This window comes from Actinomyces graevenitzii C83 (genome assembly GCF_000239695.1).
Lineage (GTDB): Bacteria > Actinomycetota > Actinomycetes > Actinomycetales > Actinomycetaceae > Actinomyces > Actinomyces graevenitzii.
The window spans coordinates 1,480,461-1,505,898 of record NZ_JH470338.1 but is presented as its reverse complement, the minus strand read 5'-3'; the positions used below and the strand labels follow the sequence as shown (position 1 = coordinate 1,505,898).

19 protein-coding genes are annotated in these 25,438 nt (G+C 59.5%); 8 read left to right on the top strand and 11 right to left on the bottom strand.

Annotated elements, in window-relative coordinates:
* Nucleotides 1-3 precede the first annotated feature (3 nt).
* From HMPREF0045_RS06400 to HMPREF0045_RS06385, 4 genes are all read right to left on the bottom strand, one after another.
* Entirely contained in the window at nt 4-1,125 is a 1,122-nt protein-coding gene (locus HMPREF0045_RS06400) for a glycosyltransferase family 2 protein (protein WP_005986642.1), read from the bottom strand.
* A 23-nt stretch (nt 1,126-1,148) separates the two neighbouring features.
* Nucleotides 1,149-2,075, bottom strand: a complete 927-nt coding sequence (locus HMPREF0045_RS06395) for a DUF5926 family protein (RefSeq protein ID WP_005986640.1) — start codon at nt 2,073-2,075, stop codon at nt 1,149-1,151.
* Between the two features lie 151 nt (nt 2,076-2,226).
* Entirely contained in the window at nt 2,227-2,784 is a 558-nt protein-coding gene (locus HMPREF0045_RS06390; RefSeq protein ID WP_005986638.1) for an NADPH-dependent FMN reductase, read from the bottom strand.
* A 267-nt stretch (nt 2,785-3,051) separates the two neighbouring features.
* The gene (locus tag HMPREF0045_RS06385; RefSeq protein ID WP_005986635.1) at nt 3,052-3,447 is read right to left on the bottom strand and encodes a RidA family protein; all 396 of its coding nucleotides are present in this window, start codon (nt 3,445-3,447) and stop codon (nt 3,052-3,054) included.
* A 347-nt stretch (nt 3,448-3,794) separates the two neighbouring features.
* Between HMPREF0045_RS06385 and pgm the strand changes: the two genes are divergently transcribed.
* Nucleotides 3,795-5,477, top strand: a complete 1,683-nt coding sequence (gene pgm, locus HMPREF0045_RS06380) for a phosphoglucomutase (alpha-D-glucose-1,6-bisphosphate-dependent) (RefSeq protein ID WP_005986633.1) — start codon at nt 3,795-3,797, stop codon at nt 5,475-5,477.
* Nucleotides 5,478-5,721: 244 nt separating this feature from the next.
* Nucleotides 5,722-6,873, top strand: a complete 1,152-nt coding sequence (locus tag HMPREF0045_RS06375) for a YwiC-like family protein (protein ID WP_005986632.1) — start codon at nt 5,722-5,724, stop codon at nt 6,871-6,873.
* A 44-nt stretch (nt 6,874-6,917) separates the two neighbouring features.
* Here HMPREF0045_RS06375 and HMPREF0045_RS11150 read toward each other — a convergent pair whose 3' ends face one another.
* From HMPREF0045_RS11150 to HMPREF0045_RS06360, 3 genes are all read right to left on the bottom strand, one after another.
* Nucleotides 6,918-8,936, bottom strand: coding sequence for an alpha/beta hydrolase (locus tag HMPREF0045_RS11150; protein WP_005986629.1), 2,019 nt, complete (start codon nt 8,934-8,936; stop codon nt 6,918-6,920).
* An 8-nt stretch (nt 8,937-8,944) separates the two neighbouring features.
* Nucleotides 8,945-9,133 carry a hypothetical protein gene (locus HMPREF0045_RS06365; RefSeq protein ID WP_005986627.1) on the bottom strand — a complete coding sequence of 63 codons (189 nt, stop codon included), beginning with the start codon at nt 9,131-9,133 and terminating at the stop codon, nt 8,945-8,947.
* Nucleotides 9,134-9,316: 183 nt separating this feature from the next.
* A complete protein-coding gene (locus HMPREF0045_RS06360) occupies nt 9,317-10,549 on the bottom strand; it encodes a hypothetical protein (RefSeq protein ID WP_005986625.1) in 1,233 nt (410 codons plus the stop codon).
* 419 nt (nt 10,550-10,968) lie between these two features.
* On the opposite strand from HMPREF0045_RS06360, the gene HMPREF0045_RS09720 reads away from it, so the two are divergent.
* The 5 genes from HMPREF0045_RS09720 to HMPREF0045_RS06335 all read left to right on the top strand — a co-directional run bounded on the left by HMPREF0045_RS09720 (nt 10,969) and on the right by HMPREF0045_RS06335 (nt 20,582).
* The gene (locus tag HMPREF0045_RS09720) at nt 10,969-13,254 is read left to right on the top strand and encodes an exo-alpha-sialidase (protein WP_005986623.1); all 2,286 of its coding nucleotides are present in this window, start codon (nt 10,969-10,971) and stop codon (nt 13,252-13,254) included.
* A 110-nt stretch (nt 13,255-13,364) separates the two neighbouring features.
* On the top strand, nt 13,365-14,828 hold the full coding sequence (gene purB / locus HMPREF0045_RS06350; protein WP_005986621.1) for an adenylosuccinate lyase: 1,464 nt from the start codon (nt 13,365-13,367) through the stop codon (nt 14,826-14,828).
* 141 nt (nt 14,829-14,969) lie between these two features.
* Nucleotides 14,970-15,218, top strand: coding sequence for a heavy-metal-associated domain-containing protein (locus tag HMPREF0045_RS06345; RefSeq protein WP_005986619.1), 249 nt, complete (start codon nt 14,970-14,972; stop codon nt 15,216-15,218).
* A 16-nt stretch (nt 15,219-15,234) separates the two neighbouring features.
* Nucleotides 15,235-17,631 (top strand): heavy metal translocating P-type ATPase, encoded by a 2,397-nt coding sequence (locus tag HMPREF0045_RS06340; RefSeq protein ID WP_005986617.1) that lies wholly within the window; start codon nt 15,235-15,237, stop codon nt 17,629-17,631.
* Nucleotides 17,632-17,816: 185 nt separating this feature from the next.
* Nucleotides 17,817-20,582, top strand: a complete 2,766-nt coding sequence (locus HMPREF0045_RS06335) for a lysylphosphatidylglycerol synthase transmembrane domain-containing protein (protein ID WP_005986615.1) — start codon at nt 17,817-17,819, stop codon at nt 20,580-20,582.
* A 127-nt stretch (nt 20,583-20,709) separates the two neighbouring features.
* Here HMPREF0045_RS06335 and HMPREF0045_RS06330 read toward each other — a convergent pair whose 3' ends face one another.
* From HMPREF0045_RS06330 to HMPREF0045_RS06315, 4 genes are all read right to left on the bottom strand, one after another.
* Nucleotides 20,710-21,078 (bottom strand): hypothetical protein, encoded by a 369-nt coding sequence (locus HMPREF0045_RS06330; protein ID WP_005986613.1) that lies wholly within the window; start codon nt 21,076-21,078, stop codon nt 20,710-20,712.
* Between the two features lie 296 nt (nt 21,079-21,374).
* On the bottom strand, nt 21,375-22,769 hold the full coding sequence (locus HMPREF0045_RS06325) for a uracil-xanthine permease family protein (RefSeq protein WP_005986611.1): 1,395 nt from the start codon (nt 22,767-22,769) through the stop codon (nt 21,375-21,377).
* Between the two features lie 143 nt (nt 22,770-22,912).
* Nucleotides 22,913-23,677, bottom strand: coding sequence for an A24 family peptidase (locus HMPREF0045_RS09715; protein ID WP_005986609.1), 765 nt, complete (start codon nt 23,675-23,677; stop codon nt 22,913-22,915).
* Between the two features lie 6 nt (nt 23,678-23,683).
* Nucleotides 23,684-24,301 (bottom strand): LytR C-terminal domain-containing protein, encoded by a 618-nt coding sequence (locus tag HMPREF0045_RS06315; RefSeq protein WP_040315758.1) that lies wholly within the window; start codon nt 24,299-24,301, stop codon nt 23,684-23,686.
* Nucleotides 24,302-24,695: 394 nt separating this feature from the next.
* On the opposite strand from HMPREF0045_RS06315, the gene HMPREF0045_RS06310 reads away from it, so the two are divergent.
* Nucleotides 24,696-25,373, top strand: coding sequence for a Crp/Fnr family transcriptional regulator (locus HMPREF0045_RS06310; protein ID WP_005986605.1), 678 nt, complete (start codon nt 24,696-24,698; stop codon nt 25,371-25,373).
* Nucleotides 25,374-25,438 lie beyond the last annotated feature (65 nt).

The following is a 25,438-nucleotide window of genomic DNA, read 5'->3' as shown; positions in this document are numbered from 1 at the left end:
GTTTTAGGCTGTGGGTCGCAACATGCGGTAAGGCTCAAAGGGAGCTTGTGAAGCCGCAGCCTGGTTGACGTTTGCTTGGCTCGACTTTGCACCTGCTTGGCCCCTGCGCTTACTCAAAAGGCGGCTGACAAGGCTCGGACGCAGCTTACGCGTAGTTTTACGAACCTGACGGAACTGCTCCAGGCGGTGCAAGCGTCCAGCCAAATTATTGACACTAACGCGGTGAGTGATCGAGCAAGGCACTTCTAACACAGTGAAACCAGCTTCAAGTGCCTTCACACTCAACCAGGTTTCCACACCCCAGCCCCTAGAGAGCTGATTCTTGCAAGCCTCAAACACAAAACTGTTCATGCAACGCTGCCCCGAAAGCGGAGCCTGCGGCTCCCAGCCGGTAGCCTCACTGATGGCCTTGCGGGCCGTGCCCAGCACAAAACCATGCCCACCAGCACCCTTAAAAGCTGGCGGCACCGCAATGCTCATAGAGCAACGCCCGCTGGCCACAGGCTCAATCAGCACCTCGCAAGCCGAGGCACTAGCGCCCAGGTCGCCGTCGACAAACAACAGCAAATAATCCGCGCCCGGCTGGGCAGACTTACGTAAATAAGCCACGCCCGAGCCCATGGCTGCGCCCTTGCCGCGCTTGTGAGGCTTAGAAATAACCTCCGCACCAGCGCGTTTAGCGATCTTGGCGGTGTCGTCGGTAGAACCGTCATCAACCACCACGACCCGCTCCACCCCGGCAATCCCCAAGGCCGCCTGCACGGTTGCGGTGATGCGCTCAGCCTCGTTATAGGCCGGGATAATCACCGCCACCGGCAGCCTGCCGAAATAATCCGCATACTGAACGCGCTGGTCAACCACGTAGGCAACAGCGCGGTCAGGCAGATACTCGCTGGCGGCGCAGCAGTTAGCGCCGGGCTGCCGGGCTTGCGCGGCGGGCTGGCTACTGGCGTCGTCGTGCGCAGGGGTGCCAGCGACGGCGCCGGTAGGGGCAGCCTCAGCAGGGGCGGCGTCGTGCGCAGGGGCGACGGCGTCAGCGGGGGCTGCGTCGTCGGCTGATGCCTGCGAGTGAGCCTCCAGCTGGGCAAGCTTTTGAGCGACCTCTTGTGCCGGGGTGAGGGTCACGGTGTTTCCTTAAAATCGCTGATTTACAGGTTCACCTGGCGGGAAATGATGCCGGCCTTGGCGCGGCGCTCGTCGGCGTTCAGGGTGGCGTCGTCGGCCAGAGCAGCCTGAAGGCGTGCACCCAGCGCCTGCATGGGGGCGGTTAGCTGCTCGGCGGTAGTGCCCGGCTCAAGCTGCCACACCGGGATGGCAATGCCGTAAGCGCGGAAGGCGCCCAGGAAGGAACCCAGGGAGGCGCCGTCGTCGTTGCTAAGCTCAGATTCGCGGGCGGCGTGCACCTTGGCCAGGGCGTTGAAGAAGGCGTCCTCGTCCTCCTCACGTACCCAGCGCACGTACTCCTTACCGCCCATGCGGCACCAGAAGGCGTGCTCCACGCCCGGGACCTGGCGGGTGGCCACAATCTCGTCGCGAGACTGGTTGACCAGGTTGTTTAGCTCCTCGTCGCTGAGCTCGCCGGGGGCAGCCCAGAAACCGAAAGAATCATGCAGCTGGAAAACCGGCTCAAAGTCGGCGTCTAGCAGGTCCTGTAGGCGCGGGCCGGGCTCAGGTAGGGTGCTTAGCTGCAGGCCAGTGTTGTTTTCTAGCTCCAGGGCGTTGAGCAGGGCGTAGGCGACGTCGCGCGAGGCGTCGCCGGAGTGCTTGGTGGTCTGCATGGCAATCAGGTAGCAGTCGTCGGCGCGGCGCATACCCTGGGTTAGGTCCGGCAGCAGGGTGGCCAGCTCAACCGTGGCGCCACGGTGAGCAGCAGGAATGTGCTCGCTGTCGTTGAGCTTAACGGTCATGGTGGCGGCGGGGATGATCTGCGCCATGGCGACCAGCTCAGCTTCATTCTTGAGGCCGGCGAAGGGGCGGGCTACGAATTCAACCTTCTTGGGCTTGGCGGGGGACTGTACAGCCTGGGCGGCCTTTTTGGCCTGGGCGCGGGCGCGGCGCTGACTCTTTTTCGACATAAGTCAACCCTACAGGGTTAGGGCGGGGTTATGCCGTTAAGGCAGGGTTATGCCGGGCCATGCGGGAGGTGCGCCGTTAGAGCGAAGTGTGCTGGGCTCAGGTAGCTAGCGCAGCTTTCGGGCGGATGCTGGGCTCAGATTGATGCTGGGCTCAGGCGGCTAGCTTGGCGCTGACCTCAATCAGGCGGGAGAGCAGGGCTTCCAGCTCGTCGGTGCGGCGCTCGTTGGGGGCGAAGGTGTCGGTGCCCTCAAAGTCCATGGGGAAGGTCAGGGCTAGCTGGGCGCGAATGTCATACATGTCGAACTGTGCGGACAGGGTGCGCCACTGCTCAACAGCGCGGATGGCGCCGTCCCAGGAGTAACCCACGAAAGCCACAGCCTTGCCGATTAGCTCGGGGCTGATGGAGTCGACGGCGTTCTTGAAGGCGCCGGGGATGGTGTGGTTGTACTCGCTGGTTACGAAGATGAAGCCGTCCTGCTCGTCTAGAGCCTTGGCCCAGGCTGTGACGGCGTCGTTGTCATACTTGCCACCCAGAACCATGGGGGCAACCGGGCCGTCAAACATGGGCAGGTCGTAGTCCTTCAGGTCAATTACGGTGAACTCGGCCTCGGGGTGGTTGGCGCGGGCCTGCTCCAGGATCCAGTTGCCGATCTGGTCGCCTACGCGACCCTCGCGGACGGAACCGACGACGATACCGATCTTGGTCATGATGTGCTCCTTTAAGTATTTGGACAGTGTCTAGAAGGCTTTGGGGGTGGGCGGCTTGCTGGGAACTTAGGTGCAAGACCGTGCCGTGATGGCTTGAGTCTAGGTTGTTTAACTTTCAACTGTCTAGCGGATTTTGGGACTTTGGGCATAAAAGTGGTCCGGTAGACATTAGTCGACCGGACCGTTGAGTTTTTGCGGGCAGCTGCGACGGCGTCAAGAAGTCCCGGCAGCTCCCAAAAGTGCACTGATCAGGGAGGAGCTTGCCAATCAGGGGCGAACCGCGACGGCCTCAATCTCCACACGGGCGCCCTTGGGTAGTGCGGCCACGCCGAAAGCAGCGCGCGCCGGCAGTACCGGACCGGTGAAGAACTGGGCATACACCTCGTTAACCGCCACAAAGTCGTTGATGTCCGCCAGCAGCACGGTGGTCTTAACTACGTCAGCAAAGCTGAGGCCGGCAGCCTTTAGGATCTCGCCGATGTTGGTCAGGCTCTGGCGTGCCTGAGCCTGGATGTCGCCCTCGACCAGCTGTCCCGTGGCCGGAACCAGGGGAATCTGGCCGGAAATGAAAACCTGGGCGCCGGCGTCGTCGCCAGTGGAAACGGCCTGAGAGTAGGGGCCGACGGCGGCGGGGGCGTTAGGGGTGGAAATTGCGGTGGGCATGGGACCTCCTAGATTGGCTTGGTGCCTATAGGTCCATCCTAGTTTGGGGTGGCCCTAGTTTGGGCGACGACGACGGTGACGTGGGTGTGCGGCGGTGTGGGGTGTGCTGGCGCCGGTGGGATGCGCCAGTGTGGGGTGCGCCAGCGTGGGCCGCGCCAGTGTTGGGCAGTGTGGGTGCGCCAGTGTGGGGCGTGGTGTCAGTATGGGCTGCACAAAAACTGACATTTCGTCCGTTCCCTATAAAACCCCATGGAAAAATCATAGGGAAGGGACGATTTTGCCTGTATTTGTGAGTATTTGCATGTGATGGGGTGATTTTTGCGGGTAAGCTGTGCCACACTACAGACATGCATGAACGAGCTGGCCAACCCGCCTTACCTGAAGATCTCATCAATGTCGAAGAAGTTCGCCAGGCCTACTACGACCTGGTACCGGACCCTGCCGTACCCGCTCAGCGAGTAGTTTTCGGCACCTCCGGTCACCGTGGCTCCTCCCTAGACACTGCTTTCAACGAAGCCCACATTGTGGCAACCACCGCCGCAATTGTTGAGTACCGCGCCTCCCAGGGCACCGACGGTGTGCTCTACCTGGGCCGCGACACTCACGCCCTATCACTACCGGCCTGGCGCTCCGCCGTCGAGGTGCTGGTAGGCGCTGGCGTGAAGGTTGCTATCGACTCTCGCGACTCTTACACCCCCACCCCCGCCGTCTCTCACTCCATCCTGGTGGCTAACGGCGCTGGCACCCCCGAGGGTGTGCGCACCTCCGGCCCTGGCCTGGCTGACGGTATTGTCGTCACCCCCAGCCACAACCCCCCGCGTGACGGTGGCTTCAAGTACAACCCGCCCACCGGTGGCCCCGCCGGCTCTGACGCCACTGGCTGGATTGCCAACCGCGCCAACGAACTACTAGTGGACGGCGCCTGGCGCAACGTGCCGCGCGTGCCCATCGACGAGGCCCTCAAGAGCGAGCTGGTCATTCGCCACGACTACCGTGAGCTGTATGTAGCTGACCTAGCCAACGTGGTTGACATGGAGGCTATCCGCAAGGCCGGCGTGCGCATCGGTGCAGACCCGCTAGGTGGCGCCTCGGTTGAGTACTGGGCTGAGATCGGCAAGCGCTACGGCCTCAACCTCACCGTGGTCAACCCCAAGGTAGACCCCGCCTGGTCCTTCATGACCCTGGACTGGGACGGCAAGATCCGCATGGACTGCTCCTCGCCCTACGCCATGGCCTCCCTACGTAACGCCATGACCCCCGACGCTTCTGGCGCCACCCCCTACGACGTCGCCACTGGTAACGACGCCGACTCTGACCGTCACGGCATCGTCACCCCCGACGGCCTGATGAACCCCAACCACTTCCTGGCTGTGGCCATCGAGTACCTGTTCACCCACCGTCCCGGTTGGGGTGAAAACTGCGCCGTAGGTAAGACCCTGGTTTCCTCCAGCCTGATCGACCGCGTGGTGGCATCCATCGGCCGCAAGCTAGTGGAGGTGCCCGTAGGCTTCAAGCACTTCGTGCCCGGCCTGCTAGACGGCTCTGTGGGCTTCGGCGGTGAGGAAAGCGCGGGAGCTTCCTTCCTGCGTTTCGACGGCGGCGTGTGGACCACCGATAAGGACGGCCTCATCCTGGCCCTGCTGGCAAGCGAGATCATCGCCGTCACCGGCAAGAGCCCCTCGCAGCTACACCTTGAGCAGGTAGAGCGTTTCGGCGCTTCGGCCTACGCCCGTATCGACGCTGCCGCCACCAAGGAAGAAAAGGCCAAGCTGGCCGCACTTTCTCCCGAGGACGTCACCGCCACCGAGCTGGCTGGCGAGCCCATCGAGCAGCGCCTGGTGCGCGCCCCCGGTAACGACGCGCCGATCGGCGGCCTGAAGGTCACCACCAAGGACGCTTGGTTCGCGGCCCGTCCCTCTGGCACTGAGGACGTGTACAAGATTTACGCCGAGTCCTTCCTGGGCGAAGACCACCTGAAGGAAGTCCAGAAGGAAGCCAAGAAGGTGGTTAGCGCAGCGCTAGCCAACTAATCTCGCTTAACTAGCTGGGGTCGGGTGCGTTAGTGCCCGGCCCCAGTTTGTTTATGCTCTAGGGTTACTTTGCTTGCGGCGTGACCGTGTCAACCCGGCCCCAGTTTTGTGATCCCACTTTGTTTGTGCCAGAGCCTGTTTAGCTCGGCCGCCGCTTTTATAGCCCAGTTATGGCAAACGCGAACAGGCAATACTGCTACACCGTGTCAGCTAAATATCTAAGGCTTTTCCCTAGAATAAAGCCATGAGCTCTACGTCTTCAGTTCCCTCCGCTGCCAGCCCTGCCGAGGCTACCAAGCTGCCAGCTGCGTCAGCTGGAGTTAGACAAGCACGGCCCAGCTCCAGCGTGCCAAGGGTGGAGTATCAAGACCCAGATAGCAACGAGACCACGCAGAAGGCAGCCAGCTCGGTACCCTTCCAGCAGTCAGCACCGGGCTTGGAAGACGACGTATTGCTAGCCACCGGACAGCCACTTTCTGGTGCCTCAGCCGCTGCACAACAGCGCGCACAACGCCCTGGCCGCCACCCTAGCGCCGAGCAAATTAGGCGCCGTCCCAGCACCCGAGCTTGGGTGCCTAACCAGCATGGCGCCTGGGGAATGCTGATCATTCCACCCCTAGTGGGCGCATTTATTGGGGGTTGGTCGTGGCATTACCTCCTGATCTGGCCGGCTTTCTGGATGGGCTATTTTGCGTTCTGGGCTTGGACCCAGTGGCTACGCACCCGCTCAGAAGCTAAGCGACTACTGCTACTGGTGCCCATGGTCTGGTATTCGGGTATCTGCGCCCTAGCTGGACTGGCGAGCCTGATCAGTGCCCCCTATCTGCTCCGCTGGGCTGCGGTTTTTGCCCCGCTACTGGCACTGGCCTTGTGGCAGGTGCGCATAGGTAAAGAGCGCTCACTGCTTAGCGGCGTCACCACTACGCTTGCGGCCACGCTAATGACCGCCGTCAGCTACGACGTCGCCACTGGCGGCGCCGGCGGATTCCTAGGCGTAGAGAAGGGTGCGAGCACCCTAGAAAGCTTTGGGGGTCCTCAAAACCTAACCGGCTGGCACTGGGCCTGGCTGGTTACCTCCCTGGTCAGCGGCTATTTCGTGGGCACAGTCCCTTACGTAAAAGCTATGATTCGTGGCCGCGGCAAGCCCACCATGATCTGCCTTAGCTTTGGCTTCCACCTGGTGGGGCTAGCCCTGGTGGCATATGCGGCCAGCGCCGGCCTGATTGGCTGGACCAACCTGGCCCTGTGGGTGGTGCTAACTGCGCGTGCCCTAGTGCTACCGCTTATGCAGCGCCAAAGGGTGCGCAATCGCGCCAAGGTGATTCGCCCCCGCGTGGTTGGGGTCAGCGAAATCATTATCAGTATCGTGATGGTTGTGGCCATTTTCCTGCCTTAAATCTGCTTCGATAACTGAATATGCTTTATTGCCCGACGCCGCCCCTAGTGCGGCGTCGGCTTGTTTGGGCTAGGCCTCGTGCTAGGGCTGGGACTTGGCGAAGGCTTGAGCTGTGGGCCTGGGCCAGGGCCAGGTTGGCTTGGTGAAGGTTTGGGCTGTGAGCCGGGGCTTGGGCTGGGGCCGGGGCTGGGGCTTGGCGAAGGCTTTGGTTGTGGCTCTGTAGGTTGGCTTGGCGTCGCCTGTGGTGGAGTTGCTTGTGGTTGGCTGGGCGCCTGGCGTGGGGTGGGCGCTGGCTGTGGTGAAGGACTGGGGGTTGGGTGTGGTGAAGGCCTGGGGGCAGGCTCCGCTACTGGGGTGCGTTTAATTTGGAAAGTAGCCTGCTCACGCGAAACCACAGTTTTACCCGCATCCTGGTTCCAAGCCCTATTAAAGGTTTGCGCACCCGGCTCATTAGGTAACTGCTTAGCTGAATGCGCATAGACGCGCTGATCATGCTGGTCATTGCCTTGGTGAACAGTGACTACGTTGGTGCGGTTAGGGGCGCTAACCGGCGCCTTACCATCCAGGCTGGGCACAACGTCGTCGGCGTTTTCCATACTCAAATACTGCGTACCTGACGGAATTACGCTGTTGCCGGTAGGGCTACCGGCGGTAGCTGTAGCCACAATATTGAAACGTGCCCGCACCTGCGCATTAGCGGTTAGGTTCGTGGCCACAATCCCACCCTGGGAGTGGCCGTAAATGCATACCGGATCAGTGCTTTTAATGCCGGCCTTAGTCATGGCGGCAACCACCAGCTGCGAGTAGTCGTCACTGGCGCCGGCATTAGCCTGCAAGTTAGTTAGTAGATCCTGAGGGTTTGACTTGCCTGCAGTCCACTGTTGTGTGCCCGGCAAAATCACCTGGTAGGAGCAGGTTCCATCAGAATAGGTGGTTTTAATAATGGAAAATGTTCCAGTTTGCGGGTCAGGAGAATTTATGTGATCGCAGTAATTAATAGTGTCGGCCACCGAGCCGTCATATTTACTGGTTAACGGCTTGAATTTGACCTGACTGGCCTGGCCTACCCCGGCAGTAGTTTTTGCTATACCTGCAAACACGGCAGCAGCTAGTTCAGCGCCCAAGCTAGAGCTAAAAGAGAAACTGAGCGGCCCCATAGCGGGGGAGGGCATGTCCATGCGCAGGCCGTCGCTGATCAGGGTGAGTCGGTAATTCTTTTTCCCGCCAGCTAGATAAGCCAGGTAGTAGTTGGTGGCCTCAACATCGCTAAGTTTTCTTGGCTCAACCCATTTACCGCGCCAATAAATCTTATTACCGCCCGCAAGGCCATAGGTGAGCTGTGCTTTTACTCCGGATAGGCAGAGTTTAGCTTCAGGCCCCAAAAAAGCTCCAGCATAAACCATAGCTGCCTGCAGAAATACGCCAAGGCTGGGGCTAGCTTTATAAATAGTAATTAGAGCAGGTACTTCACTAATTAACCAGCCCCCATAGCCACTACGAACTAGCAATACCACTATCTGATAAATAGCTTTAGCGTCCTCTAAATCAATATCTATTCCCAACTCTTTAAGCGTTTTCTGTAGATTTTCAGGGGTATCTAGGCCGTACTTACGTAGTTCGATGCGTACCGCAGTTTCAGTTAGAAAATTGTTCCTCTTATGCTTAGCTATGGAGACAGGGTTGGCGCGTTTGAGCCCCTCTAATTTCCACGATGCCTGGGCTTTAATTTCGGCATCGGTGTAGAGGTTATAGCCCACCTGTAGGGCGTCAGCGTTAGTTTCACACTGACTGATGCAGGTTTTTAAAGCCTTGGTTGTGGCCGCATCCAGCTCAGGGGGCAGCCGCTTGGGTGGGGGCTGAGGAAATATTGGCGGGGGTTGTAGCGGCATACGCGGTAGTTCCAGTGCCCCAGGATTGGGCTCTGCGCGAGCTACCTTATAGGCGCCGTTGGCTTGTTCCAACAGTGAGTGGACTTTCATAACCTGCCGTTTAAGCCTCGCCAGCACCTGCGGATCCACATGCAGATTCTTATCGGGCCCAGAAACGTAGACAATGTCGCCCATGTTTAGGCCTAGCTTGGGGTGCTTAGCGCTTTAATGTCATTGTCGACGGCGCCGATCAGCAGGTTTATGGCGGCGCTCAGTTGCGCTAAAGACTGACCAGCGGCTTGCGCCGCGCTACCACGCCACTGGTTGGGGATGGTGGGCACCTGGTTTTTAGCGCTTAGGGCCAGCTGCCTGACGTAATGCAAGTTACTCATGGCTAAACGCTAAGACGCCGGGTCAAGGCTTCGCTTTTAGGCTGTGGATAAGGCTGTTGGGGTAAAAAAGTTCCCCACCGGTGCATTAATTCGTGAGTAGAACTCGTAAAGGTAACTCGCACAAAGCGAGCGCAGTGGCGCCAGTATGGCTGTAGATGCAGTTTTAGGGAATCTGGCAGATTACTACTGGCCGGAGTGAATTAGCCTCAGCAGATCGTCGTCGTAGGCGGGGGAGAAATCAAAACGCACCCCTTCAGCCATGCGCTGCTTAACCAGCTGCCGGCACACAACTCGCATAGAACGCGGCAAAAGCTGATAGCTCTCATGGCGGTGAATCAAAATCAGATCCGCCTCCTGGCTCAGCGCCCACACCAATAACACCAGTTCGCGCTCGCTAAAGGTACATTCGTCAATAAATTTATTGGGTGGGGGTAAAAGAGTTTTACACGCTTGCAGCATCTGCTCACGGTGGGGCGGCGGCTCAGTGAAACCGCGCAGGCCATCAAGGGTTTCAAAGGTTTGCGCCACAGTCAGCTGCGGCCATAGCTGCGCCTCCTGGGTTAGGGCCACAGCCCCCGGCCCGGCCCAGCGCGGCCCGGTGATCTCCATGGCTTGGCGCAGGGCCGCCGAAGGGTTATTCCAGGCGGCACTTTTACGCAGCATATATAGGGCCACATAGGAGATGCCTTCAGCCATAAAGCCGTAAATGACTACCGGCCAGGTGGGATCATCAGAAAAGAAACTGTACTGGTTAAGCCAGCCCAGCAGCATGTCAGGTTTGTGGTGCATGAGTGCAGCCAGCGGCCCAGACCACCACATCACGCAAATCCAAGTGCCGATAAGTGCGTTAACTATCCGCATCCAGCGGCGCGGCGCATGCGGCCAAATCACTGCCCACAGTAACGCGAGTGAGGAGGTCAGTGAACCCATCACCACCACGCCCACAGCCAGCCAACTGGCTTTTTGAAATTGCATGTGAGGTAGCGTGCCCAGCATTACGCCCGCAAACAACACCCCGGAAATTAGCATTTGCGAAATTTCCATGGCGGTTTGGGCGGCTGCAGCTGAGGCGGTGGGGGTTAGGGCGTCGGTGCGCACCAGTGCGTCAGTGCCGTTGTCGTAGGCCACGCGCGTGTGCTGAGTAATGATTTTGCCGCCCCAATAGGCGCTGATCAGGCATAACGCTAGGGAGCAAAATGGCCCAACCCGGAAGGGTAAAAGTGAGTGGTTGTTAATACCCAGGGTTATGGCCAGTAAAAAAGTCAGCGTTAGTAGGACGGTGGCCCGCGCCGCCTCCAAACGCGCAATTAAGCGAATTAGGTTGGCGATAGCCACAGTCTCACTGATGCGTGCGGCCACCTTAGGCGGCAGGTGCTCAAGCAGCGCCCGCGCAGAAGAAGGTATAGCTACAGCCACGCCTATATTTTGCCAAGCTGCTTTTAGGCCTAACAAGCATATGCGCTGTGGGCGCGGCGCACACGCTCAGCTAAGGGTAGGTTTTGCATGCTTTGGTGTGCTTTGGTCTCGACGGCGCTGGCTCGGTTTTCGACGACGACGGCGCCGGCTTGGCCCTAACGCGCGGCCCAGAGCGTGCGGCACCGACCCCGCAGCCGCGAGCGCCGTTGGTCCTGGGGCGTGCGCCGTCGGCCCCGCGCGAGAAGCCGCCGTCGCCCCAAGAAAAAAGCCACCGTCACCACCACCCAAGAGCGAAACTGACGCAAAAGCTAACGAAAAAGTCACATTATGTAACAATTTCGCGCAGTTAAGCTTACAATCACAACAGCGATGTGCGCAGACCCGCACTAGCTCCCCTGAGCGCCAATGAAGGAGTTCCCGTGTCCCCAAAGGGTGTCCACGCTAAAACCGCAGCCGCACTGGCTGCGCTGACCTTATCGTTTACCGGTGTAGTTTTAACCCCTGGCGTAACTGCCACCGAATCTGGCCAGGATTTCACCTCGCAAGCAGTTGCCAATGGCGGTGACGGTAAATTCCCGGTTTACCGCATCCCCTCAATCGTGCAGCTAAACAACGGTGATCTAGTAGTTTCCTATGACGGGCGTCCCAGCCTGAGGGACGCCCCCAACCCCAACTCCATTTTGCAGCGCCGCTCCACCGATGGCGGGCGTACTTGGGGTGAACAAACCGTCATCCACGCGGGCATTCCCGGCGCCCAAAAGCAGGGCTATTCAGACCCCTCGTATGTGTATGACGCGGAAAAGAACATTTTGTTCAACTTCCATGTCTACTCTAAGGATGCGGGTTTCTTCCAGTCCGTTGACTCTGACGACGACGCCGCCCGCAACGTTATGAGCGCCGAGGTTTCCACCTCCACCGACAACGGCAAAACCTGGACCCACCGCCTAATCACCAATGTGGTTAAACCCAAGGGCATCACCGGCACCTTCGCCACCTCCGGTAACGGCATTCAAATCAGGCACGGCAAATACGCCGGGCGCCTGGTGCAGCAATATATCGGCACTGACTCAGCCCACAACGGTTACGCCTACTCGGTTTACTCTGACGACCACGGCGCCACCTGGCACGCCGGTAACCGCATTGGCAACAGCTTCAACGAAAACAAGGTGATTGAGCTAAGCGACAGCCGCCTCATGCTCAACTCACGTAACTGGGGTGACGGGGTGGGGCGCCTGGTCGCTATTTCTGACGACGGCGGCGTCAACTGGAAGAACCAGTACCTAGACACTGCCCTGGTAGACCCGGAAGTAAACGCCGGCATTACCCGTATGAACCCCCAGGCCACCAGCGGCAAGGCCGCCAAGGAGCTGCTGTTCACCAACGCCAACAACAGCCCCTACAACTGGCAGATAGATGTTGACCGTAAAGGCCAGTGGATCAACCGCATCACCGGTAACGTGCGCTACTCCTGCGACAACGGCGCCACCTGGCCTGTTAGCCGCGTCTACCACTACGGCCCGCACGCCTACTCCTCGGTGACCGCCCTCAAGGACGGCACTTTCGCCGTCGCCTATGAAACTAAAACCGACAAGGAAATCCGCGTAGGCACCTTCGGGCGCGAGTGGCTAAAGCCGTTCTGCGCCAACTTTGCTCCCGCTAGCGTCAGCTTGGGGGCCGGGGAAAGTACCAGCGTAAGCGTCACTATCCGCAATGACGACGACGTCGCCCTGCCGGCTGGCTCCATGCGCCTAACCGGCCTGCCCGAAAACGTCAGCAGCGAGCTGGTAGCCACCCCGGCGCTAAAGCCGGGCGAGTCGGCCACCGTAAACGTCAAGGTCACCGCTACCAAGGACATTGTGGCTGACACCTACAACGTGGATGCCACCTTGGAGGCAGGCCAGTACACCCTGCGTGGCTCGGTGGAGCTTAAACTCACCACCCCTGAGCTGATTGCACTGACCGTGGCCGGCGAGCGTAGCGACTACACCCGCGACATTATGGCCAAGCCCTACCAGGCTGGCGAAAAGCTGCCCTTCCACTGGAGCATCGTCAACAACACCAGTAATACCCTGCACATCGACGGCGCCAAGGGCCCCAAGGGCACCGAAATTGAATCTTGCAGCGGCGACATTGCGCCCGGCACAACCATGTGGTGCTCAACCAGCGGTTATGTGGTAAGCGAGCAGGAAGCCAAGCAGGGCTACCTGGATGCCACGCTGACGCTGACCTACACCCAGGGCGACAGTCAGGTCACCTACCCGGTAACCCGCTTCGACCAGAACCTAGGTAAGCGCCGGATGCTGCCGGCCGCTCCCACCCCGCAGCCCACCGAGCAGCCCACGCAAAGCCCCACCCCGGCCCCGACGGCGTCGCCCACTGCCACGCCGACCGCTGCGCCTACTGCTGTGCCCACCACTGCACCCAGCCCCACCGCCGCGCCCACGGCTAGCGCTGTGCCCAGCGCCAGCCCCATGCCTAGTGCCAGCCCCATGCCTACCGGCAGGGCGGCGCTAAAGCCCTCACCGCTACCCTCCTCAAAGGGTTCAGGGAAGGTAGCTTTCGCCGGTAACAGCGGCGCCTCGCACCACGGCTCGCTGGCGGTTACCGGTGTGGCCGGAGGATTAGTGCTGGTAGCCGGGGGTCTAGTGGCCGCTGGTGGGGCGCTGCGCTCTGGCAAACTACGCGACTACCTGCACCGTCGCTAAAACCGACGGCGCGCCCGCGCCTAAGCCGCCAGCCCGGCGAAAAAGTGGCCTAAAACCACGTTAAACCGGGCCTCTGGTGCTAGGGGCAGGTCAGCTGAGACAATTAGCGCATGAGTTGTGCTGAGACTGCTGACCTGCCCCTATCTCGTGTAAATCTAGCTGAAGTAAACCCGCCACTAGCTCTGGGAGTGTTGGACGGACGCTACCGCGCCGCCGCCTCGCCGCTGGTAGACCACCTGTCTGAAGCTGCTTTGAACCGCGCTCGCGTGCATGTGGAAGTTGAATGGCTGATTTACCTCACCGATAACGAGGTTTTGCCGGGCGCCCCCAAGTTCTCTGCCGCTGAGAAGGAGTACCTGCGCGGTATTGTTTCCAGCTTTGGCCGCGCCGAAATTGATGAACTGGCTGAAATTGAGGCAGTCACCCGCCACGACGTGAAAGCTGTGGAGTACCTGCTCAAGCGTCGCCTAGATGCTGCCCCCCAGGTGCTGGGCCAAGACACGGTGCTGCCCCAGGTGCACGAGATTGTGCACATTTTCTGCACCAGTGAAGACATCAACAACCTGGCCTACGCCCTAACCATCCGCTCAGCTATCAAACAGGTGTGGCTGCCGGCCGCCCAGGGCCTGGTGGATGACCTCAGCGAAATGGCGCGCCAGTACAAGGCTGTGCCCATGCTGTGCCGCACCCACGGTCAGCCGGCCACCCCCTCCACTTTTGGTAAGGAACTGGCCGTATTGGCTTGGCGCCTGGGCCGCCAGCTGCGCCGCATTGAGGGCACCGAATACCTGGGTAAGATCAACGGCGCCACCGGCACCTACGGCGCTCACGTGGTTTCCGTGCCGGGAGCTGACTGGGAGGCTGTTTCGCGCGGTTTCGTGGAGCACCTGGGCCTGATCTGGAACCCGCTAACCACCCAGATTGAATCCCACGACTGGCAGGCTGAGCTGTACAGCGACGTGGCCCGCTACAACCGTATTGCCCACAACCTGGCCACCGACGTGTGGACCTACATTTCTTTGGGCTACTTCCACCAGCGTCTAAGCGCCCAGGGCTCTACCGGCTCCTCCACCATGCCGCACAAGGTCAACCCGATTCGTTTTGAAAACGGTGAAGCCAACTTTGAGATTTCCTGTGCGCTACTAGATTCCCTAGCGGCCACCCTGGTAACCAGCCGCCTACAGCGCGACCTGACCGACTCCACCACCCAGCGTAATGTGGGCGTGGCCCTGGGCCACTCGCTGCTGGCTATCTCTAATGTGCGCGGGGGGCTGGGCGGCCTGGATGTGGATGAGCGCCGCCTGGCTGAAGACCTAGACGCCACCTGGGAGGTACTAGGTGAACCGGTGCAGCAGGCTATGCGCGCGGCCGCCGTCGCTGGCGCCACCGGCATGGCTGACCCCTACGAGCGTCTGAAGGAACTGACCCGTGGCAAGCGGGTTACCGGCCAGGCTATGCGCGACTTTATCGCTGAGCTGGGTATGCCTGCCGACGTCGAAGCTCGCCTGCTGGCGCTAACCCCGGGCACCTACGTGGGCTTGGCTGAAAGTTTGGTACGCCACCTAGAGGATTAACTAGGAATAATTCGGGGCATATCCCGGTTGGGCTAGTCGTGCTTGGGGGACAGTTTTAAAGCTGTCTACAGGCCGGCTAGCCCATATTCATAGCTGCCAGCTGCGTTGTGGCTGGGTAGGCAACACATTTAGGAGAAGAAAATGGCTGAAAACATCGACCGCACCACCGTCCTCAAGGTTTCAGGCCTGACCTGCTCTAACTGCGTGCGTCACGTGAGTGAAGAGCTAGAAGAGGTTGAGGGCGTCAAGAACGTTTCAGTAATCCTGAACAAGGGTGGCGTCTCTGACGTAATGGTGGTTTCTGACGTGCACCTAGACGACCAGGCCCTGGCCGACGCCGTCGATGAAGCCGGCAACTACACCCTGGAAGCCATCGAACGCGACGAGTGAGGCGGAGCCTTAAATAATGACTGATATCCAAGAAACCACCTCAACTAGCGCCAATCATGGCAGCGTAGATTTGAGCGTGGGTGGGATGACGTGTGCCTCCTGCGTGGCGCGCGTGGAGAAAAAACTGAATAAAGTGGCTGGCGTTAACGCTTCAGTTAACCTGGCTACCGAATCAGCCCACGTTGAGCTAAGCGCCCCGGTAGACCCGCAGCAGCTGGTGGCCGTGGTGGAAAAAGCTGGTTACAGCGCCACCGTGACTAAGGTGGAGGACGGGGCCGTCGAGGCTATGCGCAAGCAGGAAGCCCGCCACCTGGCCCACGCCGCTGACCTGCGTCGTCGCCTGATCGTGGCGGCCACACTATCAGTGCCGCTGATGGTGATCTCCATGGTCAGCGCCGCCCAGTTCTATGGCTGGCAGTGGGTTGTGGCCGCACTGGCCCTGCCGGTGGTGACTTGGTGTGCTTGGCCTTTCCACAAGGCCGCTTTCACTAACCTGCGCCACGGCTCCACCACCATGGACACCCTGGTTTCCCTGGGGGTTATTACCGCCACCTTGTGGAGCCTGTGGGCGCTGATTTTTGGGGGCGCTGGCACGCTGGGTATGCGCATGAGCATGGAGTTCATTCCGCGCGCCCAAAGCGAGCACGCCCACATGTATTTTGAGTCTGCCGCCTGGATCGTGACTTTCCTGCTCACAGGGCGTTTGGCGGAGGCGCGGGTGCGTCACCGCTCGGGCGACTCGCTGCGTAAGCTTTTGCAGCTGGGCGCCAAAACTGCTGCGCGGGTTAACGCTGACGGCTCGGTTACGGAAATTCCGATTGACCGCCTGCAGGTGGGCGATCGTTTCCGGGTGCGTCCGGGCGAAAAAATTGCCACCGACGGCGTGGTGGTTGAGGGCCACAGCGCCATTGATGCTTCCTTGCTGACCGGTGAATCTTTGCCGGTGGATGTAAGTGCAGGTGACGAGGTTACCGGCGCCACCGTGAATACTTCGGGCACGTTGGTTGTGCGCGCCACCCGGGTGGGTGCGGGCACCACATTGTCGCGTATCGCCCAGGTGGTTACTGCCGCCCAGGCTGCAAAGGCGCCGGTGCAGCGCCTAGCCGACCGGGTCAGCTCGGTGTTTGTGCCTACGGTTTTGGCTCTGGCTACCTTAACTTTCCTAGGCTGGCTGGCTACCGGCCACAACGCCCAGGCCGCGATTACGGCGGCAGTGGCGGTGCTGGTAATTGCCTGCCCCTGCGCCTTGGGTTTGGCTACGCCTACCGCCCTGCTGGTGGGTACTGGCCGCGCCGCCCAGTTGGGTGTGGTGATTCGTGGCCCGGAGGTGCTTGAATCTACCCGCCGCATTGACACGGTGGTGCTGGATAAGACCGGTACGGTCACCACGGGGGTAATGCACCTGGCTCAGGCGGTATTTTTCGACGACGCCGCCGGGGTAAGTGATGCTGGCGGCGCTGGTGCCGGTGCTGCTAGCGACGGCGCCACGGTTGTGGACTTGGGACAGGGCGCCAGCCTAAGCCCAGCCCAGCTGCAAACCTTGGCCCTGGCCCAGGCGCTAGAGATTCCCTCTGAACACCCGGTAGCCCGCGCTATTGTGGCGGGCACACAACTAGACGGCGTCCAGGCGCCCCAGATCAGCGAGTTCACTAACCATGCTGGTCGTGGGGTCAGCGCCACGGTAGCCCACGCAGCAGGCCAGGCCACTTACGCCGTCGTCGGTAAAGCCACTTGGCTGAGCCAGCAGGGCGTAAGCCTAAGCGAGCAGGCTGAAGCCCAGGTACGCGCCCTAGAAGACACCGGCGCCACCGTGGTGCTAGTGGCCGCAGGCTCACGCGATTCGCTTACCCTGCGTGCCGCCCTAGCTGTGCGCGACGAGCCCAAACCCACCACCGCCAAAGCCATTAGTGAGCTCAAAGCCATGGGGCTGCGTCCCATCCTGCTCACCGGTGATAATGAGCGCGCCGCTAAGTTCATCGCCGCCCAGGTGGGTATTGATGACGTAATCGCTCAGGTGCTGCCCGAAGATAAGCGCGACGTGGTGGCTCGCCTGCAAGGTGAGGGGGCTAATGTGGCCATGGTTGGTGACGGTGTTAACGACGCCGCCGCTCTAGCCCAGGCGGGCGCTGCCGGTTTGGGCATGGCCATGGGCACCGGCTCAGATGTGGCCATTGAGGCCGCTGACATCACGCTGGTGCGCGCCGACCTGGAGGCAGTTGTGGCTGCTATCAAGGTTTCGCGCGCTACGCTGCGCATCATTAAGCAGAACCTGTTCTGGGCTTTCGCCTATAACGTGGCCGCAATTCCGCTGGCCATGGCGGGTCTGCTCAACCCCATGATCGCCGGGGCCACTATGGCTATGAGCAGCGTGATCGTAGTGTCTAACTCGCTGCGTCTGCGCCGCGTGAAGTGATCTAGAATAATCTGGCTACTCCAAATCAAAGCGCGCACTTTGGGCTGCTAGCCCGGGTGCGCGCTTTGTTATCTAGATAGTGTCTTGGAAGGTGCAACGGACAAAAATAAAACATCATTAATGAGCTAATTCCTATTTAGCGGGGATAGGTGGGGATATAAGGCCTAGTTTCATAGACTAGCCCCATGACCCAAGCGCCAGATCAATCTGCGGCCGGTAGCCCCGCCGCCACCCCGGATAGCCGGGTAGCTACCGCCGTCGAAAAACCCAGCGCCCCCACTGAGGCCGCCAGCTCGGCCCGCTCAGTAGGTTTTCCCCGCGTAGGCACCACCTCCCAAGTGAAGCCGCAGCCAGCTTTGGTGGAAACCAGCACCCTAACCTTGGTTGACACTCTAGAGCGGCGCGAGCACCGCACCCGCGACCTGCTATTTGCTGCTTTCTGCGCGCTAGGTCTAGTAACGGTTTTTCTGCTGGCTGTGTTCGCCCAGGAAACCACCACCGCTGTCATTTATGATGTGCAGACCGTCTTTTCCCAGCTGCTGCGCCGGGTGTTGGTGTTCCCGCTGCAAGCCTTTGAAGGCATCGTCACTTTGGCGCTGCCCTTAGCTTTGATGGGCCGCGCCCTGCTGCACAAAGATTGGTGGCGTTCAGGCCAAGCCTTGATCGCCCTAATCAGTGCTTATCTGCTATCTGCACTGTTCATATACCTGTTGCAGCTGCCGCTGTTTAACCAGGTGCACAACGGCATGATCTCCTACCGCAACCTAAACACCTACGAGATTCTCTCACCCACCTATGCTGCCTTGGCTGCAGTTATTTTGGCTTCCGGTAAACGCCAATCCAAGCTGGTGAAAACTTCCTGGTGGCTGCTGGGAATTGTGGTGGGTATTTCGGTGTTGCGTTCAGCTATCACCCTGCTGGCAGCGGTAGCCTCAGTGTTGCTAGGTCTGATTGCCAGTTACCTGGTGCTTTACATTATGGGTGTAGCCAGCGAAAACGCCACCGGGATAGCTCTAGCACGTGGCCTGCGCCGCTGCGGTGTGGACGCTGTCAAGGTGGTGCGTCTAAACCCGCGCCAAGCCCCCCTGCAAGCCTGGCAGGTACGTACCGACTCCCAGCTTGGTTATACCGAGAAAGTACGCGAAAACCCGATCGTTTCCCCCCAAGACGACGGCGCCGTCGTCGAAGCTGAAACTCCCCAAGTCCTAGCTCCCGCAGGAGACAACGAAAAACTTACCCCCTTACCTGACTACAACTGCGCCCACGAGCTGGAGTTAGCCGAAGAGCTGTGGCAGTCCCAAAGCGAAGATATTCACCGTATCTACGCTGTGTGGGACCGAGACGGCAAACGCTATGACCTGAGCGTAATGGACACTGACACGCACGTGGTGGGCTTCCTGTCCACCGCCTGGGACACCCTGCGTACGCGCGGCCTGGCCCCGGCTAAAAACTATTCGGTACGCGCCGGCGCAGAAAACACGGTGATGATGAACCAGATGGCGCGCAGTCGGGCTGTGCGCTCTCCGCAAATTCTGGGCGTAGCTGAGGCAGAAGAATCAATGCTGCTGGTCACTGAGCATATTGTCTCTCCGCGCTCATTTGGGCAGTTAGGCGACCAAATCTCTGACGACACTTTGCTGGATTTGTGGACTCAGCTGCGTCGCGCTCACACGGTTGGCCTGGCCCACCGCGCCATCAGCGATCAAAGTGTGCTGGTGGATGCTGGCGACCATATTTGGCTAACCGACTGGGATGACGGCGAGTTGGCTTCCTCTGAGCTCTCGCGCCGCATGGACCTAGCCCAAACCTTGGCTTTGGTGGCCCTAAATGTGGGGGTGGAGCGAGCTATTGCCTCCGCCTCGCGGGTGCTAGACCAGGATCAGGTGGCTTCTATCGCGCCGATGCTGCAAAAGGTGGTGCTACCGCGTTCTACCCGCGCCGCTATGGGGCGGCGTGGCAAGATTTTGCAGGAGTTGCGTGATGCGCTGGTGGCGCTGGTGCCCACGGCCCAGGCTGAACCGGCTAAGATTAACCGCTTTTCTGCACGCACTATTTTCATGGCGATTGTGGGTGTGGTGGCGCTGTGGACAGTGCTGGGGCAGATGAACTTCACCCAGATTTCTGCGGCGGTGGCGCAAGCTAATTTCTGGTGGTTCTTGGCGGCGCTGGTGTTCTCTCTGGCCACCTATGTGGGCGCCGGTATGACGCTGGTGGCTTTCACCCCCAACAAGCTGGGCTTGATTCGGGCTACTGAGGTACATTTTGCTTCCTCTGTGGTGGCGCTGGTGGCCCCGGCTGGTGTGGGTGGGGCGGCTATGAACCTGCGTTTCCTTAACCGCAAGGGGGTGCCGACGGCGGTGGGTGTGGCCACCGTGGCGTTGGTGCAGGTTTCCCAGTTTGCGGTAACTGTGGTGCTGCTGGGTATTTTGGCGGCTACCACCGGTACCTCTTCGGGCCTGTCGCTGCCTTCTGGCTGGGTGCTGGTTGCGGTAGTGGTGGCGATTTTAGTGGCTGCAGCGGCTTTGGCGGTACCGCAGCTGCGCAACTGGATTTGGGTGCATATTGAGCCCACTGTTAAGCAGGTGTGGCCGCGTCTGGTGTGGTTGGCTTCCAACCCCACCCGTATGGGTGTGGGCGTGTTGGGTACCGTGATTTTGTCGCTGGCCTACATTTTGTCTTTCGGGGCTTCACTGTGGGCCTTCGGCTATTCGCTGCCTTTCGCGGTGCTGGCGATTACTTACCTGGCTTCTAACACGGTTGGTTCTGTGGTGCCTTCGCCTGGCGGTTTGGGTCCGGTGGAATTGGCTCTCACCGGTGGTTTGGTTACTGCCGGGGTACCTAGCGGTGTGGCTGTGTCTGCGGTGCTGGTTTACCGTCTGGTTACCTTCTGGATCCCGATTCCGCTGGGTTACTTGTCCTTGCAGCGCCTGCAAAAGCGTGGTGACCTGTAAAGGCCTGCTGGCTGCGTTTTTCGACAGTGCCCTCGGGGTTCCTCGACGGCGCCCTGGGTATCGGGGCCGACGGCGTACTGGAGCTTAGGCTCGATGGTGCCGTGGGGCTTAGGCTTAGCAGCGCCGTTTAAGCGTTTGCCAGGAGGTAAAGGGCAAAAACCAGGCAGGAAATAATAGTGGCGATCCAGGAGATTACCCAGCCGCGATAACCGGCCCGCTTAGATTCTACGATCGCAAAAATCCCCAAAACCATGGTTACGAGAACTACCCCGGGAATCGGGGATAGTAGTAGCGAGACTAGGGCGATGAAGCAGATTGCTGGAGTTTTTTGTCGCGGAGCGTTATAGCCAGCAAAAGCAAATACCTCACGTGGATTTACTTCTTGCGTACCTGGAAACACAAAATCGTCAGGAACAATCTGGCCCGGGAAGCCGATTTGATTAGCGCCGGCATTGTTATTGGGGGGCTGGTGTGTAAATACGCCGGATACGCTCATGTCTTAAGTGTGCCCAGCTGGGCCGCAGGGCGCAACATCAACCCAGCTGCCAACTATCAAAGTTGGATCTGTCGGCACACAAACTGGGCGTGCTGACCCTCGAAGCTGGGCGTGCCGGCGCACAAACTGTGCATGCTGACAGCTCGAAGCAGGCGTGCCGGCACACAAGGTGGGTATGCCGGCACGCAAGGTAGGCCTAGCCGGCCACAGCCGTTTTGACTATCCCAGATAAACGTAGGGTCACTTATGTTTCACGTGAAACATAAGTGACCCTAGTGTTATTGGGTAACGGTCAGTTACTCCTGCTCGTCAGCCTTAGGAGCCTGCTTGTGGCGCTTGGAATAGGCTGGACCCTCCAGTTCCACACCGGCAGGTGCTGAGGCGGGGGAGGGGCTTTCCAGGTTGGTGCCACGCAGCTTCGAGATAGCGCGCATCAGGTGGTAGATGATGATGGCGCCGAAGGAGCCCAGGGCGATACCGGAGAAGGACATGTCGCCCACTACCCAGGTGTAGTCAGCGATAGCTACAACCATGGCTACAGCCGCAGTGTTGAGGTTTACCGGGTCAGAGAAGTCAACCTTGTTCTGCACCCAAATACGCACACCCAGCATACCGATCATGCCGTACAGGACCGTGGCGGCGCCGCCTAGCACGCCAGCGGGAATGGTGGCAATAACCGCGCCGAACTTAGGTAGCAGGCTCAGCGCCAGGGCAGAAATGCCGGCCACCACATAGGCGGCAGTGGAGTAAACGCGGGTAGCGGCCATAACACCAATGTTCTCGGCGTAGGTGGTGGTACCAGAACCACCGCCGCTACCGGCCAGCATGGTGGAAACGCCGTCGGCAAACAGGGCGCGACCGGTGATGTTGTCCAAGTTTTCGCCAGTCATAGCAGACACGGACTTAACGTGACCCACGTTCTCAGCCACCAGCACCAGCACTACGGGCACAAACACCCCCAGGTACTTAAAGTCAAAGCTGGGAGCGTGGAAGGCGGGTAGACCCACGATGGCGGCCTTGTCGATAGTGGAGAAGTCAACTTCACCCAGGGCCACGGCGGTGGCGTAACCAATCAGCACACCAATCAAAATGGACAGACGCCCAATGATGCCCTTAAACAGCACCGTGATCAGCAGGATAGAGACAATAGTGACGGTGGCGGTGATAGGAGCCTGCTTAACGTTGTTCCAGGCTGAGGGGGCCAGGTTGAAACCAATCAGGGACACAATCGCGCCGGTAACCACCGGAGGCATCAGCTTGTCGATCCAGCCGGCACCCACAAAGTGCACCAGCAGACCAATAACCGCCAGGGTTAGACCCACCGCAATAATGCCTCCCTGAGCCAGGGAGGCCTTGTGTGGGTCAATCAAACCGCCATTAGAAGCGTTGTAGCCAGTGACTGCGCCAATAGGGGCAATCAGGGCAAAAGAACTACCTAGATAGGAAGGCAAACGTCCGGCAGTAATTCCTAGGAACAGCAAGGTACCCAGGCCGGAGAAGAACAAAGTAGTAGTAGGGGAGAAGCCGGTGAGCAGCGGCACCAGGAAGGTAGCGCCGAACATAGCTACCACGTGCTGCACACCAATCCCGATGGTGCGCGGCCAGGTTAGACGTTCGTGGGGGGCGACGACGTCTCCCGGCTTTACTGAGCGGCCGTCACCGTGCAGGGTCCAAAAACCTGCCTTAGACATTTACTGTCTCCTGTCGCAATGGAAAAAGGGGTCCATGCGGCAGAGCCCGTGCGTCTGGCGCGTTCGAGCGTCGTCGTCCGAGCGCTGCCAGACCACCAGTCTAGACCTAATTTCGCCGCAAGCTAATGCTGTGGCAGTAGTAGTTAGGACACACTCAGCGCCAGGGCCGCTGCGGCCCCCGCCATCAACCAAGGCCCAAAAGCGATACGTCCCTTAAGTTTCAACCTGCCGCTAAGTAGCAAAGCCAGCGCCACCAGACCACCAAAGAAAAAACCCAAATACAAGCCCATTAGCAGGGTACTCCAGCCGTGCAAAGCCAACAGCGGCCCCAGCACCACATACAAATTCGCGTCGCCCATACCAATCCCCGGGGCCCGCCCCCACAGCTGCGGCAGCAAACTCAATGCAGCCAGGGCAATATACACCAGGGCGCCCCCGCCCAAAGCCCGCAGTAAGTCGCCAGCGCGTAGGGGAGCGGCGACGTCGTCGATACCAGCAGGCGCTACTTGCGGGCCTAGCCAGGCTAAACCCATCCCGAAAAGCAGCACTGCGCCGGCAACTAAAAGCAGACGAGTGGGTAAATGCTGCACGCGCCAGTCCACTAGGGCGGCAGGGATCAGGGCGGCTAGTACCGGTACGGGCAGGGATAGCGACGTCGCCGCAACCGGGGCGCCTAAGGCCTGGGGTAGTGACAGAGCCCCCACTAAAAGCGCCCCACCTAGTAGCACGCTAACCGCCATGCCTCGATTGGTTAAAGCGGCTACTAACAGCAGGTCTTTGGCGGACCAAGCTTCACGGGGAACATCGCCCACAGCCTTTATATAAGCGCGGGCCCATGCTGCCAGCTTGAAGTAGGTTAATGCGCTAACAACCCCTAGCTGTAAGAAGGTGAATATAAGCGCAAGCAAAAAAGGTCACTTCTTGCCCTCGGAGGCGGCCGCAGTGGGCTGAGAGCAACCGGCGGGGGCAGTAATGGGCGAGCCGGACTTAATAGCAGCCATTTCCGCAGCAGACTTGATGCCGTGGTTGTACTGGGCACCCAAAATTACGTTAACAGTGGTGTCTGAGGAAGAGGCGCGCGGGTCCTGCTGGACCACTACGGTGCCGCTAAACACCTGGGCCACGGTGTAAGCATTGGTGATACCAGCTGGGCCGGCGGTGAGCAGCACATTGCCATCGTAGGCGCCCTCAGCCCAGTCACCAGTGCTAAGTACGGTTAAACCGGTGTCTTTCAAGTTGGTCTCGGCGCTACCGGCCAAACCGGCCTTCTTGGTGCCGTTGTAGATATTGACGCTAATGTCGGTGATCTCGCCGGTAACCGCCTGAGCAGTGGGGCACACCGGGATGCGCTTAATTAGCGTAGGGGTGGGCACGGCCTGGAAACCGGGGTCTGGCACTTTGACTAGTCCAGTGCCTACGACCAAACCGAAGGCCGTAGCAATAACCATTAGAACTAGACAGGTACCGATAATGACGCTTTGGCGCTGAGCCATGCGGGCGCGGTAGTTCGCTTTTGTTTCAACCTGAGGCACCCCTCCAGGTTAACCGATAAGGGCAGTTTGAGGGGGCCTGGTCATTACAATTTCACCAGTGAAATGCTTGGTGTCTTAAACCGAGGAAGCCTGAAAATTCTCTGCTGGCGCAGGGAAATAGATCTAAAAAGGTGTCTGTTAAGTGCGCTTTAGGGTAGCTGACGCAAAATAGGGCGGGCGGTTATAGGTCTGACAACTTTGTGGCAAGCTGTCACAAAAATTCACCTAAAGCTAGTAAAAATGGCACTGATCTGCACAGACGTTACCACCTCAGCCCTGAGTAACTCTGAGTATAAATGCCCAAAATCGCTAGTGGACCACGTCACAGGTGTGGTAAATTAGTCAATAATCAGCCCTTTGACGGCTACCTGATCCCCAAACGAGGAGACGCAATATGGAAGACAGCATCATTGCGCGCATCCCACTCTTCGAGCGTATGTCGCCTGAGGAGCGAGAAGAGCTACGTGGCATGATGTCGCAGACAACTCTGCGCCGTGGTGAAGTTCTATTCAATGAAGGTGACTCCGGCGACCGCCTATACATCCTGCTCACCGGTAAGGTGAAGCTAGGTCACACCTCTGTTGACGGCCGTGAGAACCTACTAGCGGTCCTAGGCCCCGGCGAAATAGTCGGCGAGCTAACCCTATTTGATCCGGGCCCGCGCTCTGCTACTGCTACTGCTGTGGCCACCACTGAGCTACTGGCTTTAGAACACAACCAGCTAATGGGTTTCATTGACTCCCACCCCACGCTAGCCAAGGACATGCTGCGCGCCCTGGCGGTACGTCTGCGCCTCACCAACACTGCCCTGGCTGACCTGGTCTTCTCCGATGTTCCCGGACGTGTAGCCAAAGCCCTGTTGGACCTGGCTGAGCGCTTTGGTGCACCCACTGAAGACGGCATCCATGTCCCCCACGACCTAACCCAGGAAGAGCTAGCTCAGCTAGTTGGAGCTTCGCGTGAGACCATCAACAAGTCTCTAGCTGAGTTCAGTTCTCGTGGTTGGATCCGCCTGGAGGGGCGCGCTGTAACCCTTATCGACGTCGAGCGTCTCAAGCGCCGCGCCCGCTGATAAGCGCCCATAAGCTGATAAACGCGCATAAATAGCGCCCATAAGCTTTAGTGCCCGGTCGTATT